Origin of the sequence: Photorhabdus sp. RM322S (assembly GCF_042879395.1) — a bacterium.
In the GTDB taxonomy this organism is placed as follows: Bacteria; Pseudomonadota; Gammaproteobacteria; order Enterobacterales; family Enterobacteriaceae; genus Photorhabdus; species Photorhabdus khanii.
Map to the genome: position 1 here is coordinate 51,685 of NZ_JBHFKW010000014.1, position 15,230 is coordinate 66,914.

Annotated in this window: 14 protein-coding genes and 1 other RNA gene; 6 read left to right on the top strand and 9 right to left on the bottom strand. The window is 41.4% G+C overall.

From position 1 onward, the window contains the following. Positions 1-2: 2 nt before the first annotated feature. The 3 genes from ACGF63_RS10380 (at position 3) to ACGF63_RS10390 (ending at position 4,404) form a co-directional block, all read left to right on the top strand. The gene (locus tag ACGF63_RS10380; protein WP_387630539.1) at positions 3-3,152 is read left to right on the top strand and encodes an efflux RND transporter permease subunit; all 3,150 of its coding nucleotides are present in this window, start codon (positions 3-5) and stop codon (positions 3,150-3,152) included. Positions 3,153-3,922: 770 nt separating this feature from the next. After that, positions 3,923-3,997: a hypothetical protein gene (locus tag ACGF63_RS10385; protein WP_239002405.1), complete on the top strand. Its 75-nt coding sequence runs from the start codon at positions 3,923-3,925 to the stop codon at positions 3,995-3,997. A 203-nt stretch (positions 3,998-4,200) separates the two neighbouring features. Then, positions 4,201-4,404, top strand: a complete 204-nt coding sequence (locus ACGF63_RS10390; RefSeq protein ID WP_011147992.1) for an HHA domain-containing protein — start codon at positions 4,201-4,203, stop codon at positions 4,402-4,404. Between the two features lie 82 nt (positions 4,405-4,486). On the opposite strand, the gene ffs is transcribed toward ACGF63_RS10390, so the two are convergent. Continuing rightward, positions 4,487-4,583, bottom strand: an RNA gene (gene ffs / locus ACGF63_RS10395) — signal recognition particle sRNA small type. Between the two features lie 131 nt (positions 4,584-4,714). Beyond that, positions 4,715-5,161, bottom strand: coding sequence for a YbaY family lipoprotein (locus ACGF63_RS10400; protein ID WP_152962523.1), 447 nt, complete (start codon positions 5,159-5,161; stop codon positions 4,715-4,717). Positions 5,162-5,412: 251 nt separating this feature from the next. Here ACGF63_RS10400 and tesB point away from each other — a divergent pair, with 251 nt between their 5' ends. After that, positions 5,413-6,276 carry an acyl-CoA thioesterase II gene (gene tesB, locus ACGF63_RS10405; protein ID WP_036842466.1) on the top strand — a complete coding sequence of 288 codons (864 nt, stop codon included), beginning with the start codon at positions 5,413-5,415 and terminating at the stop codon, positions 6,274-6,276. Positions 6,277-6,348: 72 nt separating this feature from the next. Here tesB and amtB read toward each other — a convergent pair whose 3' ends face one another. The 5 genes from amtB to ACGF63_RS10430 all read right to left on the bottom strand — a co-directional run bounded on the left by amtB (position 6,349) and on the right by ACGF63_RS10430 (position 12,255). After that, the gene (amtB, locus tag ACGF63_RS10410; RefSeq protein WP_152962524.1) at positions 6,349-7,632 is read right to left on the bottom strand and encodes an ammonium transporter AmtB; all 1,284 of its coding nucleotides are present in this window, start codon (positions 7,630-7,632) and stop codon (positions 6,349-6,351) included. A gap of 22 nt (positions 7,633-7,654) precedes the next feature. Continuing rightward, entirely contained in the window at positions 7,655-7,993 is a 339-nt protein-coding gene (gene glnK / locus ACGF63_RS10415; RefSeq protein ID WP_152962525.1) for a P-II family nitrogen regulator, read from the bottom strand. A 167-nt stretch (positions 7,994-8,160) separates the two neighbouring features. Then, the gene (locus ACGF63_RS10420; protein WP_152962526.1) at positions 8,161-9,945 is read right to left on the bottom strand and encodes a SmdB family multidrug efflux ABC transporter permease/ATP-binding protein; all 1,785 of its coding nucleotides are present in this window, start codon (positions 9,943-9,945) and stop codon (positions 8,161-8,163) included. Beyond that, entirely contained in the window at positions 9,938-11,707 is a 1,770-nt protein-coding gene (locus ACGF63_RS10425; protein WP_387630544.1) for a SmdA family multidrug ABC transporter permease/ATP-binding protein, read from the bottom strand. The genes ACGF63_RS10420 and ACGF63_RS10425 overlap by 8 nt, the downstream gene beginning before the upstream one ends. An 86-nt stretch (positions 11,708-11,793) precedes the next feature. Then, the gene (locus tag ACGF63_RS10430) at positions 11,794-12,255 is read right to left on the bottom strand and encodes an Lrp/AsnC family transcriptional regulator (protein ID WP_036842459.1); all 462 of its coding nucleotides are present in this window, start codon (positions 12,253-12,255) and stop codon (positions 11,794-11,796) included. 126 nt (positions 12,256-12,381) lie between these two features. Between ACGF63_RS10430 and ACGF63_RS10435 the strand changes: the two genes are divergently transcribed. Together ACGF63_RS10435 and queC are read left to right on the top strand one after the other, a co-directional pair. Continuing rightward, entirely contained in the window at positions 12,382-13,434 is a 1,053-nt protein-coding gene (locus ACGF63_RS10435) for a PLP-dependent cysteine synthase family protein (protein ID WP_152962527.1), read from the top strand. 32 nt (positions 13,435-13,466) lie between these two features. Beyond that, entirely contained in the window at positions 13,467-14,165 is a 699-nt protein-coding gene (gene queC, locus ACGF63_RS10440) for a 7-cyano-7-deazaguanine synthase QueC (protein WP_036842457.1), read from the top strand. 28 nt (positions 14,166-14,193) lie between these two features. Here queC and ACGF63_RS10445 read toward each other — a convergent pair whose 3' ends face one another. After that, positions 14,194-14,601, bottom strand: a complete 408-nt coding sequence (locus ACGF63_RS10445) for a thioesterase family protein (RefSeq protein WP_021323860.1) — start codon at positions 14,599-14,601, stop codon at positions 14,194-14,196. Positions 14,602-14,754: 153 nt separating this feature from the next. Beyond that, the gene (locus ACGF63_RS10450) at positions 14,755-15,129 is read right to left on the bottom strand and encodes a helix-hairpin-helix domain-containing protein (RefSeq protein WP_132353768.1); all 375 of its coding nucleotides are present in this window, start codon (positions 15,127-15,129) and stop codon (positions 14,755-14,757) included. Between the last annotated feature and the right edge of the window lie 101 nt (positions 15,130-15,230).

Here is a 15,230-nt window from a genome sequence, read left to right on the forward strand (position 1 = left end):
TCATGCCTAAGTTTTTTATAGATCGGCCAATCTTTGCATGGGTAATCGCAATTATTACCATGCTGGCTGGGCTGCTGGCAATTATGAAATTACCCGTGGCGCAGTACCCAACTATTGCACCACCGGCGATTTCTATCTCCGCAACTTATCCCGGCGCAGATGCCACTACTGTGCAAAACACAGTTACTCAGGTTATCGAACAGAATATGAATGGTATCGATAATCTGGTTTATATGTCTTCTAACAGTGACTCTGCTGGCAACATGAATATCACGCTCACCTTTGAAGCGGGTACTAATCCTGACATCGCACAGGTACAGGTACAGAACAAGCTGCAACTAGCTATGCCTCTGTTACCACAAGAAGTACAGCAGCAAGGGATTCATGTGGATAAGTCCACCAATTCGTTCCTGATGGTTGCAGGGTTCATCTCTGAAGATGGATCCATGTCACAGGAGGATATCGCTGACTATGTTGGTGCAAATGTCAAAGATCCGTTGAGCCGTGTAACTGGTGTGGGTGATACAATGCTGTTTGGTAACCAATATGCAATGCGCATTTGGTTGAATCCTGACAAGCTCGTTGACTACAAAATGACGACTCTGGATGTAATCAATGCAATCAAAGCACAAAATAACCAAATAGCCGCCGGTCAGTTAGGGGGAACCCCTCCAGTTCCAGGTCAACGGCTGAATGCTTCGATTATTGCCCAAACACGTCTGACCTCACCGGAAGAGTTCAGCAATATTCTTCTGCGCGTTAATACTGATGGTTCTCAGATCCGTCTGAAAGATGTGGCAAAAGTGGAGTTAGGGGCAGAAAGTTACAATATCATTGCCCGTTTTAACGGTAAACCGGCTGCTGGCGTCGGTATCAAACTAGCAACAGGTGCTAACGCTCTGGATACGTCAAAAGCGGTAAAAGAAGCGCTAAAAAATATGGAGCCTTTCTTCCCTCATGGGCTGAAAATCGTCTATCCATATGACACCACTCCATTCGTTAAAATCTCTATTAACGAAGTAGTGAAAACACTGGTTGAAGCAATTATGCTAGTGTTCGTGGTTATGTACCTATTCCTACAAAACTTCCGAGCAACACTTATTCCAACCATTGCGGTTCCAGTCGTACTACTCGGAACATTTGCAATACTCGCCACATTTGGTTATTCAATAAATACATTAACTATGTTTGCCATGGTTCTCGCGATTGGCTTACTGGTAGATGATGCCATTGTTGTGGTGGAAAACGTTGAACGTGTTATGCAGGAAGAGGGCCTGTCGCCGAAAGAAGCAACCAGGAAATCAATGGGGCAAATCCAAAGCGCCTTGGTTGGTATTGCCATGGTGCTGTCTGCTGTATTTGTCCCAATGGCCTTCTTCGGCGGTTCAACCGGTGCGATTTATCGTCAATTCTCGATCACTATTGTATCTGCAATGGTACTGTCTGTACTGGTAGCATTAATCCTAACACCTGCTCTGTGCGCCACCATGTTGAAACCCATTGCTAAAGGCAGCCACGGTAAACAGACTGGGATCTTTGGCTGGTTCAACCGCATATTTGATAAAAGTACCCACCACTATACTGACAGTATCGGCCGTATTCTGCGCAATACAGGCCGCTATCTGGTGATTTATGTATTGCTGGTTGCTGGTATGGCTGTCATGTTCACTCGTCTGCCATCCTCCTTCCTTCCTGAAGAAGATCAAGGGGTATTGCTGACAATGGTTCAATTACCTTCAGGTGCAACACAGGAACAGACACAGGAAGTTCTGGATAAAATAAGTGACTACTTCAATACAGAAGAAAAAGATCTTGTAGTTTCTGTATTTACAGTAAGTGGCTTTGGTTTCAGTGGTCAGGGGCAAAACACTGGTCTAGCATTTATAAGCCTGAAAGACTGGAGTGAGCGTTCTGATGCTGAAAGAAAAGTACCTGCTATTGTTGCCAGGGCAAGTGCTCACTTCCAGAAAATCAAAGAAGGTATGGTTTTTGCGTTTAACATCCCGGCAATTGTAGAGTTAGGTTCAGCAACCGGCTTTGATTTCGAATTAATTGACAAAGCAAACCTTGGACATAATAAACTGACCGAAGCACGTAACCAATTGCTTGGCATGATACAACAACATCCAGATATGTTAGTGGGTGTTCGCCCTAATGGTCAGGAAGATACCCCTCAGTATCGGGTTAGAATTGATCAGGAAAAGGCAGAAGCTTTAGGTGTTTCCATCTCTGATATCAACTCGACACTAAGCACGATGTTTGGTGGCAACTATGTGAACGACTTTATCGACCGTAGTCGTGTCAAAAAAGTTTATGTTCAATCAGAAGCACCTTATCGTATGCTGCCAGGTGATATCTACAAACTGTATGTCCGTAACAAACAGGGTGAAATGGTTCCATTATCTGCTTTTGCAGATATGTCTAAAGAACCATGGACCTATGGCTCGCCACGTTTGGAACGTTATAATGGTTTGCCATCAATGGAAATTCTGGGTGAAGCAGCTCCAGGTAAAAGTACCGGTGATGCAATGGCTCTGATGGAAAAATTAGCATCCCAGTTACCAAATGGAATCGGTTTCGACTGGACAGGCATGTCTTATCAGGAACGCCTGTCAGGTAATCAGGCACCTGCACTTTATGCACTGTCATTGATAGTGGTATTCCTCTGTCTGGCTGCACTGTATGAAAGCTGGTCAATTCCATTCTCAGTTATGCTGGTAGTACCACTGGGTATCGTTGGAGCCTTGTTAGCAACAACATTCCGAGGCTTGGATAACGATGTTTACTTTAAAGTCGGCTTGTTGACTACCATCGGCTTATCGGCAAAGAACGCAATCCTAATCGTTGAGTTCGCTAAGGACCTGATGGAAAAAGAAGGAAAAGGGTTGATAGAAGCTACACTAGATGCCGTAAGAATGCGTCTTCGTCCAATCCTAATGACATCACTGGCATTTATGCTGGGTGTTATCCCTCTAGTACTGAGTAATGGTGCAGGCTCCGGCTCTCAAAACGCAGTGGGTACCGGAGTATTGGGCGGAATGATTGCTGCAACCTCGCTAGCTATCTTTTTCGTACCGGTGTTCTTTGTAGTTATCAAACGACGTTTTAGTAAGAAAGCGGAGGAGATTGAACCCGCGTCAGAATCTCACTAATGCAACTAAACAATAATCAGAAGGCCGTTAAAACGGCCTTCTTAAATATAATAGTTGCCCGCATCAGGCAGGATTCTGAACACTAATCTGCTCGCTTAACTCGCGCATAAATTCGTTAAAATTTAATTAAAATTACCACTTATGAGTAGAAAATACCTTTAAAAATCCAAGCATTACTAACTTTAATAAAATTAACGATAAAATTGTTGGACAAAATTTGCTTTATCTTTTTTTACACTAAATGACAAAAAACAATACCAGCGCATAGTGACTTATGTAATAATGATGTTATATTCATTGATTATTGTAGCCATCAGGCTATAATCTGCTGTTACGGGTATCTGAGGATAATACTGTTTTATATAAGCCGACATATTAACTCTCATATACTAGCCGATATTTATAGTTTATTACGTTAAGGCATGAGTTTTTGTTTAAGAGGAGATTCTGATTTACTAAAAGCAAATCGGAGTTGCCTGTAAAAAAGATAAATAATCCCAAAGAACGATTATAGACACATAATAATAATCTCTCGAAAGAAATTTTCTATAATACGTGCATATGTTTAGTGTTTGACTCAAATTAAGTAATGCCATACATATACGGGGAGATACATAGCATGGATGAATATTCACTAGGATAACGTGACATTGCTGAATTAAAATACTGATGTGAGAATCTAAGGCAAAAGGCACCTCTAGTGACAGAGTACATTGAGACTGGTTGTGTAAATAACTCTTACGTCTCAGAATAATTTAAAGCTAAATGAATTGATTGAGTACATATCAATTTTAGTTTGGCACTTTAAAATAAAATATTCTGATGATTTCAGCCTTCTCACTTGAATTGATAAATTTTTTGATAATACATATACTTATACTTTGTTTGGAAGCGAATTAAGATTAGCTTTTCTGAACTTACGGAATGGTAAAAACTAATGAATATTTAACCAGTATCCTGTTACACGATTTAAATTGCTCCCTGAGCAAAATTTGATTGAATATTTCACTAAATAATTTTTTATATATATTAAATAAGAAAGGCGACTATGACTAAAACTGATTATCTGATGCGTTTAAGAAAATGCACCACGATTGATACACTGGAACGTGTGATTGAAAAGAATAAATATGAACTTTCAGGAGATGAACTTGAACTATTCTACTCTGCTGCGGATCACCGACTAGCTGAGCTGACCATGAATAAACTATACGATAGAATTCCACCTTCAGTGTGGAAATACGTTCGCTAAAATAGTTTTCATCAGGTAGAAAGTGATCCGGGCCGGTAAAGTTCTATCGGCTTAATTGGATTACCAATAAAATTGGTGAGGGCTCTGCCAGCGACATCCCGGCACACACATCCCCTGCTATGGCTGCTTCCTTCCGGACCTGACCAAGTTAACAAGTTAGCGTTGCGGGAGAACCAACAGAGCCCCCATTGACGTGTTGCTTTAACTTCAAAGCGGCGCCATTATCATTCATACCTATCTAAATAGCAAGATAAGCAGACCCGAATGATGCTTTATTGCACATTGTGAGGTAAATACATAAGAAAATGTATCATCTGACAGCTTTCAACGTAATTTCGATATCTTTAGTCTGTCCGTTATTAATCACTTCATATGCAGTATCTGTAACAAACATCAAACGATTATGCAGCGAAACAGAAGCGCTGACAACAATACGTGCATGTGGCTTAATTTCGCTTGGCCGGTAAGGCAGAACAAAATGGAAAGGTGATTGTTTCCCACCTAAACGTTCTATCTTTTTAGACAGAGTAACTGAAGGTGCATCAGCCAAAGATATATCAGATAAAGTCACTGTCAGAACCGCATCCTCTGGCAACGCTATACGCTGCAATATATTAATATTGCCTTCAACAAAAGAGCGTTTTACTGGATTTTCAATCTCTTCCACCTGAGTATCTACTATCTCAGGACCTTTACCATTACATCCAACCAAAGCAACCGCCAGTAATACGCTCGCAGGGAGCTGCCATAATTTCATACACATTCCTCCACTATTAACTAATCTATGTAAATAATAAAATAAATTGAAATATCAAGCCGTTAAATCTAAACCGCCTGGATTATAGATTAAAAACTTGAATATAAAACTCCAATTAATCTCATATTCTTTATTGCACTACTATCAGGACTTAAAACATTTACAATTTAGTTATTTATTTATCATCTATTAATGGGACAATAATCATCTCTTGTACTCTCTGATAACCAAATAGAAAACAAAGGTATATTATGAGCAAGTCATTAAAGAATCTGATAAATTTGATGAACTTAGAAAAAATTGAGGAAGGTATTTACCGGGGGCAAAGTAAAGATTTGGGCTTTCCTCAGGTTTTCGGGGGACAAGTGATTGGTCAGGCACTTTATGCTGCCAAACAAACCGTTGTTGATGACCGGATGAGCAACTCTTTCCATAGCTATTTCTTACGCCCCGGTGACAGTAGCAAACCCATCGTCTATGATGTCGAGATCCTGCGCGACGGAGGAAGTTTCAGTGCCCGGCGAGTCAGTGCGATTCAAAATGGTAAGCCTATCTTTTATATGACCGCCTCATTCCAAAGTCATGAAGAAAGTTTTGAACACCAAAATATGATGCCAGATGTCCCCTATCCAGAAGAACTTATCCCTCAGGACGAAATTGCAAAAAAAATGTCGCATCTACTGCCACAGAAGATGCAGAATATTTTTCTCCGCCCCTGCCCGTTAGAAATGAGACCAGTAAAATATTACAGCCCATTCAATTACCTACCAGAAGAACCTGTACGCTATGTTTGGTTCCGTAGTAATGGCGATATGCCAGCTGATCCTTTTATGCATCAATATCTGCTCGGATATGCCTCTGATTTTAATTTCCTACCAACAGCATTACAGCCACACGGTGTTGGATTCCTTGAGAAAGATATTAAGATAGCAACTATTGACCACTCTATGTGGTTCCATCGCCCGTTTAAACTAGACGACTGGTTACTCTATGCTATAGATAGTCCATCAGCTTCTGGGGCCCGTGGTTTTGTTCGTGGACAAATTTATAATCATGAAGGTGTGCTTGTTGCTTCCACTGTGCAAGAAGGGCTAATCAGGAAACGACACAGATAAAAATAATAAGGGCAGCAAATAAGAAATTAGCATCACACTTACGATCTTATTGCTGCCTGTTTATATCACAGATTAATTATAAGCGCTCTCTCCATGGGAATTAATATCCAGACCTTCTCTTTCAATTTCAACAGAAACCCGCAGCCCTACCAGCAGATCTGCTATTTTAAAAGCAATAAAAGAAACAATTACTGACCAAACCACACAAATCAATATACTAAAAGCCTGAATACTCACTTGTTCCAACATAGTTATACCCTCTGCATAACCGGTTCCGCCCAATGATTTCGCCGAAAAAACTCCAGTTAGGAGGCAACCCACGATCCCACATACGCCATGTATACCAAATACATCACACACATCATCAACGCGTAACCACCGTTTTAAGGCCACCACTCCCCAAAGCCCGGCAAAACCCGCGATTAAGCCAATAATTAGTGCACCACCAACACCAACCATTCCCGCAGCAGGTGTAATACCAACCAATCCGGCTATACAGCCTGAGCATGCCCCTAAAAGAGAAGGTTTATTACGGAAAAGCCATTCTGCAAAAACCCATGACAGAATAGCGGCGGCAGTCGCCACAATTGTATTCAAAAATGCCAGAGCAGCGATTTCATTAGCAGCCCCAGCAGAACCCGCATTAAAACCAAACCAACCGATATAGAGCACAGCAGTACCGATAAAGACCATCGGCAAGTTATGCGGTTTAAATGCTTCTTTCCCAAAACCAGTACGTTTTCCCAATAAGTAAGCACCAACCAATCCAGCTACAGCAGCATTAATATGTACAACTGTACCACCAGCAAAATCCAGCGCACCATCCTGTGAAAGAATACCACCACCCCAAACCATATGTGCCATAGGCAAGTAAGAAAACGTCAACCACAGCACACTGAAAATTAACAAAGCCGGAAAATAAATACGCTCCCCCAGCGCACCAATAATCAAAGCAACTGTGATACAAGCGAAAGAGCCCTGAAATGCCACATGAATTAACTGATAAAAATTGCCACTTAAGTTGGTGAGTGCCAAATTCTTTAGCATCATTTGACTAAAACTACCAAAAAAACCATTCCCTGGCTCAAAAGCCAGACTATAACCGTAAATCACCCACAATACACATACCAGAGCAAAGCTCACCATAACCTGAACCATCAGTGATAAAACGTTTTTACTCCGTAACAATCCACCATAAAATAGAGCAATTCCCGGAATTGTCATAAACAGAACAAGTACTGTACAAACCATCATAAAAGCATTATCGGCTTTATCAGCAACACCTTCCGCTGCCTGAGATAATGATGGTAAAAAACTGGCCACAACACCGGTAGCCACAGAGAATTGTCTTTTCATATATATCGTCTCTATCAGTGACTTACAGTGCCGCATCATTAATCTCACCAGTTCTGATACGGATAGCCTGTTGTAATTCGACGACAAAAATTTTACCGTCGCCAACTTTTCCAGTGAAAGCCGATTGCTGAATTGCATGAATTACCTCCTCAACTAACTCATCTGCTACAGCAATATCTACCTTCACCTTAGGTAAAAAATTGACGCTATATTCAGCTCCACGATAAAGCTCCGCATGCCCTTTTTGACGACCAAATCCTTTTACCTCTGTTATAGTCAATCCTTGAACACCAAGACCAGAGAGAACCTCCCTAATATCCTCCAATTTGAATGGTTTTATAATTGTCGTAATGAGCTTCATATATCCCCCTGCCATCCGGCGATTGTGTTTGCAATAAAGGAATAGCAAATGGTGTGCCAGAAATTAGAAATATATAAAAATCAAGTAATAATAGAGTAAGGGGAGAAGAAGAGAGGAGAGCAACGAATGTACTCTCCAGTTAGCGCACCAAATCAGTGCAAATCTGATTAAACCAACATCTCTTCCTCAGAGATTATGCTACATTCATTTAATGTATTGCTTACTTGTTGTAACTGATACATCTGATAATAACGCCCACGTCTTATCAATAATTGTTGATGGCGTCCTTGTTCAACAACTGCACCACGATGCAGCACCAAAATATTATCAGCCTCCACAATGGTAGACAGACGATGAGCAATCACGATCAACGTTGTTTGCTGACGAATCAATCTTAAAGCCTGTTGTACCGCCTGTTCCGTACCAGAATCAATATTTGCTGTCGCTTCATCAAGGATCAAAATTTGCGGTGCTTGCACTAACACTCTCGCCATAGCAAGCAATTGTTTTTGGCCAGCTGACAACGTATTGCCCTGTTCTCCCAAGATAGTATGAAGGCCATCAGGAAGCATACGCACTAACTCAGCTAATTGCACAGTTTCCAGTACCTGCCAAACTTTCTCTTCTGAAATATTTCGACCAAGCGTAACATTGTTAAAGAAAGAGTCAGCAAGAACAACTGGATCCTGCTGAACCATTGCCACACCATTGCGTAATACCGAATGAGACAGAGACGATACAGGCCGGCTATCAAGGTAAATCTCCCCTTTCTGCCACGGGTAATATCCCATCAGTAAATTTGCCAGCGTACTTTTTCCACTACCGGTATGACCAACCAAAGCAATAAAACCATAAGCCGGAACCTGTAAATTAATATCTTGTAAAACTATTTTGTCACCCTGGTAGGAAAAACTGACATTTTCTATATCAATTCGACCATTGGATAATGGTTGACTATCCATGCCATAACCTTGTTGAGGGCTATCCATTAATTCAAATATCCTCTCACCAGAAACTACAGCCTGTTGCAGGATTGATTGTTGAGAAGTCAGTTCGATTAGTGGTTCATTCAACCGCCCAAGATAATTGATAAAAGCATACAATACCCCGACACCAATCACTCCTGCCCCACTGAACCCAAACAAAACAATAAGACCGCACAACACCATAGTAGACAATAAACTTAGTAATGGGCGTAACAAAATCCCATCTAATCGCAATGCCTGCATTCTCGCTTTATAATGAGCACGATTTGTTGACAACATACGTTCACCAAAACGAGCCTGCTGCCGGAACTGCTGAACAACACTCATGCCATTGATGATCTCATTAAAGTTATCATTAATATCAGCTAAATAACTGCGTACCCGTCGGACAATTGGCGTACTTAGATGCTGGTATATCGCCATGACAATCAACACGGCAGGAAAAATAAGAATTGCAATCAATGCCATACGCCATTCCAGCACAAACATGGCAATCATCATCGTACCAATCAACGCTATACTACGGAATACCGTAGGAACCACATTGACATAAAGATCTTTAATGACCTCAGTATCATTCGTTACACGGGAAATCAATTGCCCTACCGGTTGATTATCAAAAGCACTCAAAGGCTGGCGCAATGCTGCATTCATCACATCAGTACGAAGTTGCTGAACCACATCAACTGACACTTGATTGAACAATAAAGTCTGGAAATAGTGTAATGCGGCCGTAATCAGTTGCAGAGAAATAAAGGTTACAGACAGCCCAATAATCACTCCTGCTGGCATATTACCCGTTGCAACCATATTATCGATAAAGTAACTAACCAAAATCGGACCACTTACTTCCGCAATTGCAGCCCCCCACAGCATTAGTACCGCCAGCCCCAACGGCTTACGATAATTTTTTCCATAAACCAGCAAACGTTTCAAAGACGGCCACAATCGGCGAACCTTAGTCATCTTTATCTCCCTCTGTGGTTTCCTCGTCATCCAATGCTGCTTCAAGCTGCTGATAATGATACATATCACGATACCATCCTGGCTGCTCCGCCAGTTGCTGATGCCGCCCTTGATGTATAACAGAACCTTGCTGAATCACCAGAATATTATTAGCATCAGTTAATGCAGACAGGCGATGGGCACTGATAATAACCGTGCGTTGTTGTCTCCACTGGTTGAGGTTTTGTAAGATATTGTGTTCAGTTTGCCCATCAACCGCAGATAAAGCGTCATCCAGAATCAAAATCTCTGCATCTAAAAGCAACGCTCTTGCAATAGAGATGCGCTGCTTCTGCCCACCAGAAAGCATCACTCCACGCTCGCCCACTTCCGTCTGGTACCCTTCAGGTAAACGAAGAATATCTTCATGAACATTGGCAAGACGGGCAACTTCTTCGATCTGTTCCTGTGTTGCCTCAGGACGTCCCAAAGCAATATTCCCGGCAACTGTATCTGAAAATAGAAAAGGAGTTTGATTGACAACGGCAAACCGTGCTCGCCATTCATCTAACCGGATATCTGCAATTTTAATCGACTGGAAAAGAATTTCCCCATCAGTCACATCAAACTGTCTCTGTATCAACGCAAGTAGTGTGCTCTTACCGGAACCGGTTGGGCCACATATCCCCAGTAACTGTCCGGGTGATAACCGGAAGTTAATTTGACTTAAAATAGTTTTGTTACTTTGCGGATAATGAAACGCGTTGATATTCACATTCAGAACACTACGCTCAGGAGATAAATGACGGTTACCATCCGCAATAACCAGAGGCTCCTGCAACAAGCTACGGATACGGCTGTATGCAGCACTTCCCCGTTCAACGATATTAAACATCCATGCCAGCGCTAACATTGGCCAAATCATCAGGCCAAGGTACATCACAAAGCTAGTAAGCTCCCCAAGAGTCAAAATGCCATTCAGCACCATCCAGCTACCACCACCGATAGCCAGAAAGTTTGACATACCGATAGCAATAAAAATCGTCGGATCAAATCGGGCATCCACCCTGGCAACATACATATTCTTACGACCAGCTTCCACAGCAACCTGTTCAAACTGATTTGATTGCAGATCTTCAAGACCAAACGCCTTGATCATGCGAATGCTGGTCAGACTTTCCTGAGCCTGGTTATTCAGAGCAGAAAAGGCACCTTGTGCAGATTTGAAACGATGATGAAGTTGATCACCATATCGTTTAATGATGATTGCCATAATTGGCATAGGTAACAAAGATAATAAAGTTAACTGCCAACTAATTTGTACACTCATCATAATCAGCACTGCGCAACCCATAACCAACGAGTCAACTAAAGTGAGCACCCCTTCACCCGCAGCAAATACCACACGGTCCACATCATTAGTAGCACGGGCCATCAAATCACCCGTACGGTGACGCAGATAAAACTCAGGGGTTTGTCGGCTAAGCTGCCGGTAAAAATTATTCCGTAATTTAACCGCTAATCGATATGACGCCCCAAACAACCATAAGCGCCATATATAACGCAGAATATAAACAATCAATGCAATGACCAGCATAACACCAATCCACACCATCAGTTGGTGAGATGGCATAGAACCAGCACGGATGCCGTCAACAATTACGCCCACCAGATATGGAGGAACCAGTAGCAGAATAGAGATGATAATAAGCAGAGTCACTGCGCCAAGATAGCGACGCCACTCGCTGCGGAAGTACCAGCTTAATTGAGAAAATAATCTCACACGCGTATATCCTGAAATAGAAATAGATAGTATAAATGTTGAACAACATTCAGAATAATGAAGTTAACTCATTGAATAATCATTAGTTAATCTGGTATCGGTAATGCTGTAGTGTACTTGATTTTTTCCATTGCAAAGCTGGATGTAACATCAATCAATCCCGAAACACCATTAACCATGCGCTTGTAGAAGAGATCATAGCTTTTCATATCCACAACTTCTACATGCATCAGATAATCACATTCACCGGCCATACGGTAAAAAGCCAGAACTTCTGGCATTTGCTTTATAAATGCAACAAATTCCTCATACCAACTACTGTTATGCTGCTGAGTTCTGATCATGACAATCACTGTCAACCCTAGTCCTAATTTTTCACTATCAAGCAGAGCAACTTTGCCAACGATATAGCCTTCGTCTTCAAGCCGTTTTAAACGTTTCCAGCAAGGGGTAGAGGTAAGATTAACAGCTTCCGCCAACGCATTCAGAGACAGGCTACAATCTTTCTGTAGTAACTTAAGCAACTTGCGGTCTATTTTATCTAACATAGCCACCTCTTATAGAAAATTTTTCCATAAAGAAACCACATATTGAAAAAAATAACAACCCATTTCTCCCAGTATAAAGTTAATCTACTCATCATCAATCATATTCTAATTAAGAGTGAACAATTTATGTCGCACAGCTGGACAACCAAGGCAATCAAAGAGATTCAGGCAGATTACCAACGCAGTTCTGATACTCATCTCATCCGCCTTAATTTACCGGCTTTTCCAGGTATCCATTTATATCTGAAAGATGAAAGTACCCACCCGACCGGCAGTCTAAAACACAGACTTGCCCGTTCTTTATTCCTTTACGCACTTATCAATGGCTGGATTAAGGAAGGTACTCCAATTATTGAATCCTCATCTGGTAGTACTGCTGTATCCGAAGCCTATTTTGCCCGTCTACTTGGATTACCTTTTATTGCGGTTATGCCCTCATACACCGCAAAACGTAAAATTCAAGAAATTGAATTCTACGGCGGTAAATGCCATTTTGTTAATCATCCAGCGCAAATTTATGACGAATCAGAACAACTAGCGAAAGAATTAAATGGTCATTATATGGATCAATTCACTTATGCTGAACGTGCAACAGACTGGCGGGGTAATAATAATATTGCTGAAAGTATTTTCCGCCAGATGCAAATGGAACCCTTTCCTGAACCAGATTATATCGTTATGAGCGCTGGCACTGGCGGGACTTCCGCAACATTAGGACGCTATATCCGTTACCAGGGGTACAACACCAAACTGATTGTTGTTGATCCAGAAAACTCTGTATTTTATGACTGCTACCGTCAAAATTGTTGTGATATACGTGGCAATTACAGCAGCAAAATTGAGGGTATTGGCCGTCCCCGGGCAGAGCCTTCTTTTATTCCTACCGTTATCGATGACATGATACAAATACCGGATTGTGCCAGCATTGCAACGATTTATTGGCTGGAAAAATTACTGGGCAGAAAAGTTGGAGCATCTACGGGGGCCAACGTTTGGGGTGCACTCCTGCTTGCCCATCAAATGCATGAACGTGGAGAACAAGGAGCAATAGTCACCTTACTGTGTGACAGCGGTGAACGTTATCTCGACACTTATTACAACCCGGATTGGGTAAAAAATAATATCGGCGATATCTCACCTTACCTAAAGCAGCTACCCAATCTCCAGGGTTATAAGTAACATAGCCGTTTTATTCCAATGAGGATGTTACAATGAGACGAACTGTTGTTGTATTCAGTGGTGGGCAAGATTCCACTACATGTCTGATTCAAGCAATTAATCAATATGACGAAGTACATTGTGTCACTTTTGATTATGGCCAACGCCATCGTGCCGAAATTGATGTTGCACGTAATATTAGCCATTCTCTTGGTGCTGTTGCACATAAGGTAATTGATGTCACATTACTTAACGAACTAGCCCTCAGCAGTCTGACGCGTGATAACATCCCTGTTCCTAACTATAGTGAAAGTAAAAAAAGTACTCTACCCAGCACATTTGTCCCTGGCCGCAATATTTTGTTCCTGACCTTAGCTGCTATATATGCTTACCAAGTTGAAGCTGAAACCGTTATCACTGGCGTATGCGAGACTGACTTCTCCGGCTACCCTGATTGCCGTGATGAATTTGTCAAGGCACTGAATAAAGCGGTAAGCCTTGGCATTGCCCGTGATATCCGCTTTGAAACTCCATTGATGTGGCTCAATAAAGCTGAAACTTGGGCATTGTCCGACTACTATCAGCATTTAGATTTCATCCGTAGCCAGACACTGACTTGTTATAACGGCATTCAAGGTAATGGCTGTGGTACATGTGCAGCTTGTCATCTCAGAGCTAGCGGACTGGAACAATATCTGAATGCGCCTGAGAAAATAATGACTGAAATGAAAGCAAAAACACATTTATCTTAATCCAAAGGACAATGAGAACATTCTCCTCTCATTGTCCCGTTTTCATCAAAGCTCCCATTATTTCACGTAATTCACCTTCAATAGACAATGCTTTTTGCGTTTTCCTATCAATCCACACAAACGTGGTTTTAGCATCTGTAATGAGTTGATTATCCCTCTTGCGTATTATTTCCTGCGAAAATACACCACTTCTGTTTCTCAACTCTGTCAATCGGCAATCCACTTCCAATTCATCACCAAGAACGGCTGAACTACGATAATTAATATTCATGTTAACCACCGCAAACCCAACATTATTTTTCTGTATCCATTCCACTACAGAGTGCTTATATAGCCATTCCCATCGAGCACTTTCCATAAACTCCAAATAGCGGGCATTGTTTACATGTTGAAATAAATCGATATGATAACCATGAACTTTTATAATTGAACTCATAATATTTCCTAACGTTAACATCACTCATCTGACCAAGCTTGGTTAACAATAGCAAAACAAAAAATTTACACGAATTAAAGTGATTTATTTGCAACCCCGATCACAACATCCCCACTCACAAAATAAATCATGAATGAGGATGCTGGATGGCTACTAATAGCTCAACTTACTTCTGTTTCGTTCAATAAAAACTGGCCCTATTCCCTGAACCTCCTGTAACTGTTCCACAGCAGTAAATGAGCCGTGTTTTTCACGATACTCAACAATTCCCTGTGCTTTTTTCACCCCAATACCATTCAGTGCTTTTGCTAATTCTTCTGCACTTGCAGTATTGATATTCACCTTTCCCTTTTCTTCTACTTTCAAAGCATCTTGCGGCTGTAACTGCTTTTCTGATGAAGAATTACTTGTAGTACTGGCTGTTTTAGCTACTTTGTCTTTTACTTGTTCAGCAGCAATTGCAAATTGCCCTCCACACGTATAAAGCAAGCCAGCAAGCAAAACAGATAAAATTCCCGATTTTTTCATACTCATTCCTCCGTGTTTTATCAGTGCAAAAAAGATTGCCACAGATAAATTTGAGCACAATAGACGAGTATCAGATATGCGAAAGGCCGCGAAAGCGGCCT

What these genes read in the sequence shown, in the direction of transcription:
- ACGF63_RS10450 (WP_132353768.1), bottom strand. Translation starts at nt 15,129, where the DNA reads ATGAAAAAATCGGGAATTTTATCTGTTTTGCTTGCTGGCTTGCTTTAT.
- queC (WP_036842457.1), top strand. Translation starts at nt 13,467, where the DNA reads ATGAGACGAACTGTTGTTGTATTCAGTGGTGGGCAAGATTCCACTACA.
- amtB (WP_152962524.1), bottom strand. Translation starts at nt 7,632, where the DNA reads ATGAAAAGACAATTCTCTGTGGCTACCGGTGTTGTGGCCAGTTTTTTA.
- glnK (WP_152962525.1), bottom strand. Translation starts at nt 7,993, where the DNA reads ATGAAGCTCATTACGACAATTATAAAACCATTCAAATTGGAGGATATT.
- ACGF63_RS10435 (WP_152962527.1), top strand. Translation starts at nt 12,382, where the DNA reads ATGTCGCACAGCTGGACAACCAAGGCAATCAAAGAGATTCAGGCAGAT.
- ACGF63_RS10380 (WP_387630539.1), top strand. Translation starts at nt 3, where the DNA reads ATGCCTAAGTTTTTTATAGATCGGCCAATCTTTGCATGGGTAATCGCA.
- ACGF63_RS10400 (WP_152962523.1), bottom strand. Translation starts at nt 5,161, where the DNA reads ATGAAATTATGGCAGCTCCCTGCGAGCGTATTACTGGCGGTTGCTTTG.
- ACGF63_RS10430 (WP_036842459.1), bottom strand. Translation starts at nt 12,255, where the DNA reads ATGTTAGATAAAATAGACCGCAAGTTGCTTAAGTTACTACAGAAAGAT.
- ACGF63_RS10420 (WP_152962526.1), bottom strand. Translation starts at nt 9,945, where the DNA reads ATGACTAAGGTTCGCCGATTGTGGCCGTCTTTGAAACGTTTGCTGGTT.
- ACGF63_RS10445 (WP_021323860.1), bottom strand. Translation starts at nt 14,601, where the DNA reads ATGAGTTCAATTATAAAAGTTCATGGTTATCATATCGATTTATTTCAA.
- tesB (WP_036842466.1), top strand. Translation starts at nt 5,413, where the DNA reads ATGAGCAAGTCATTAAAGAATCTGATAAATTTGATGAACTTAGAAAAA.
- ACGF63_RS10390 (WP_011147992.1), top strand. Translation starts at nt 4,201, where the DNA reads ATGACTAAAACTGATTATCTGATGCGTTTAAGAAAATGCACCACGATT.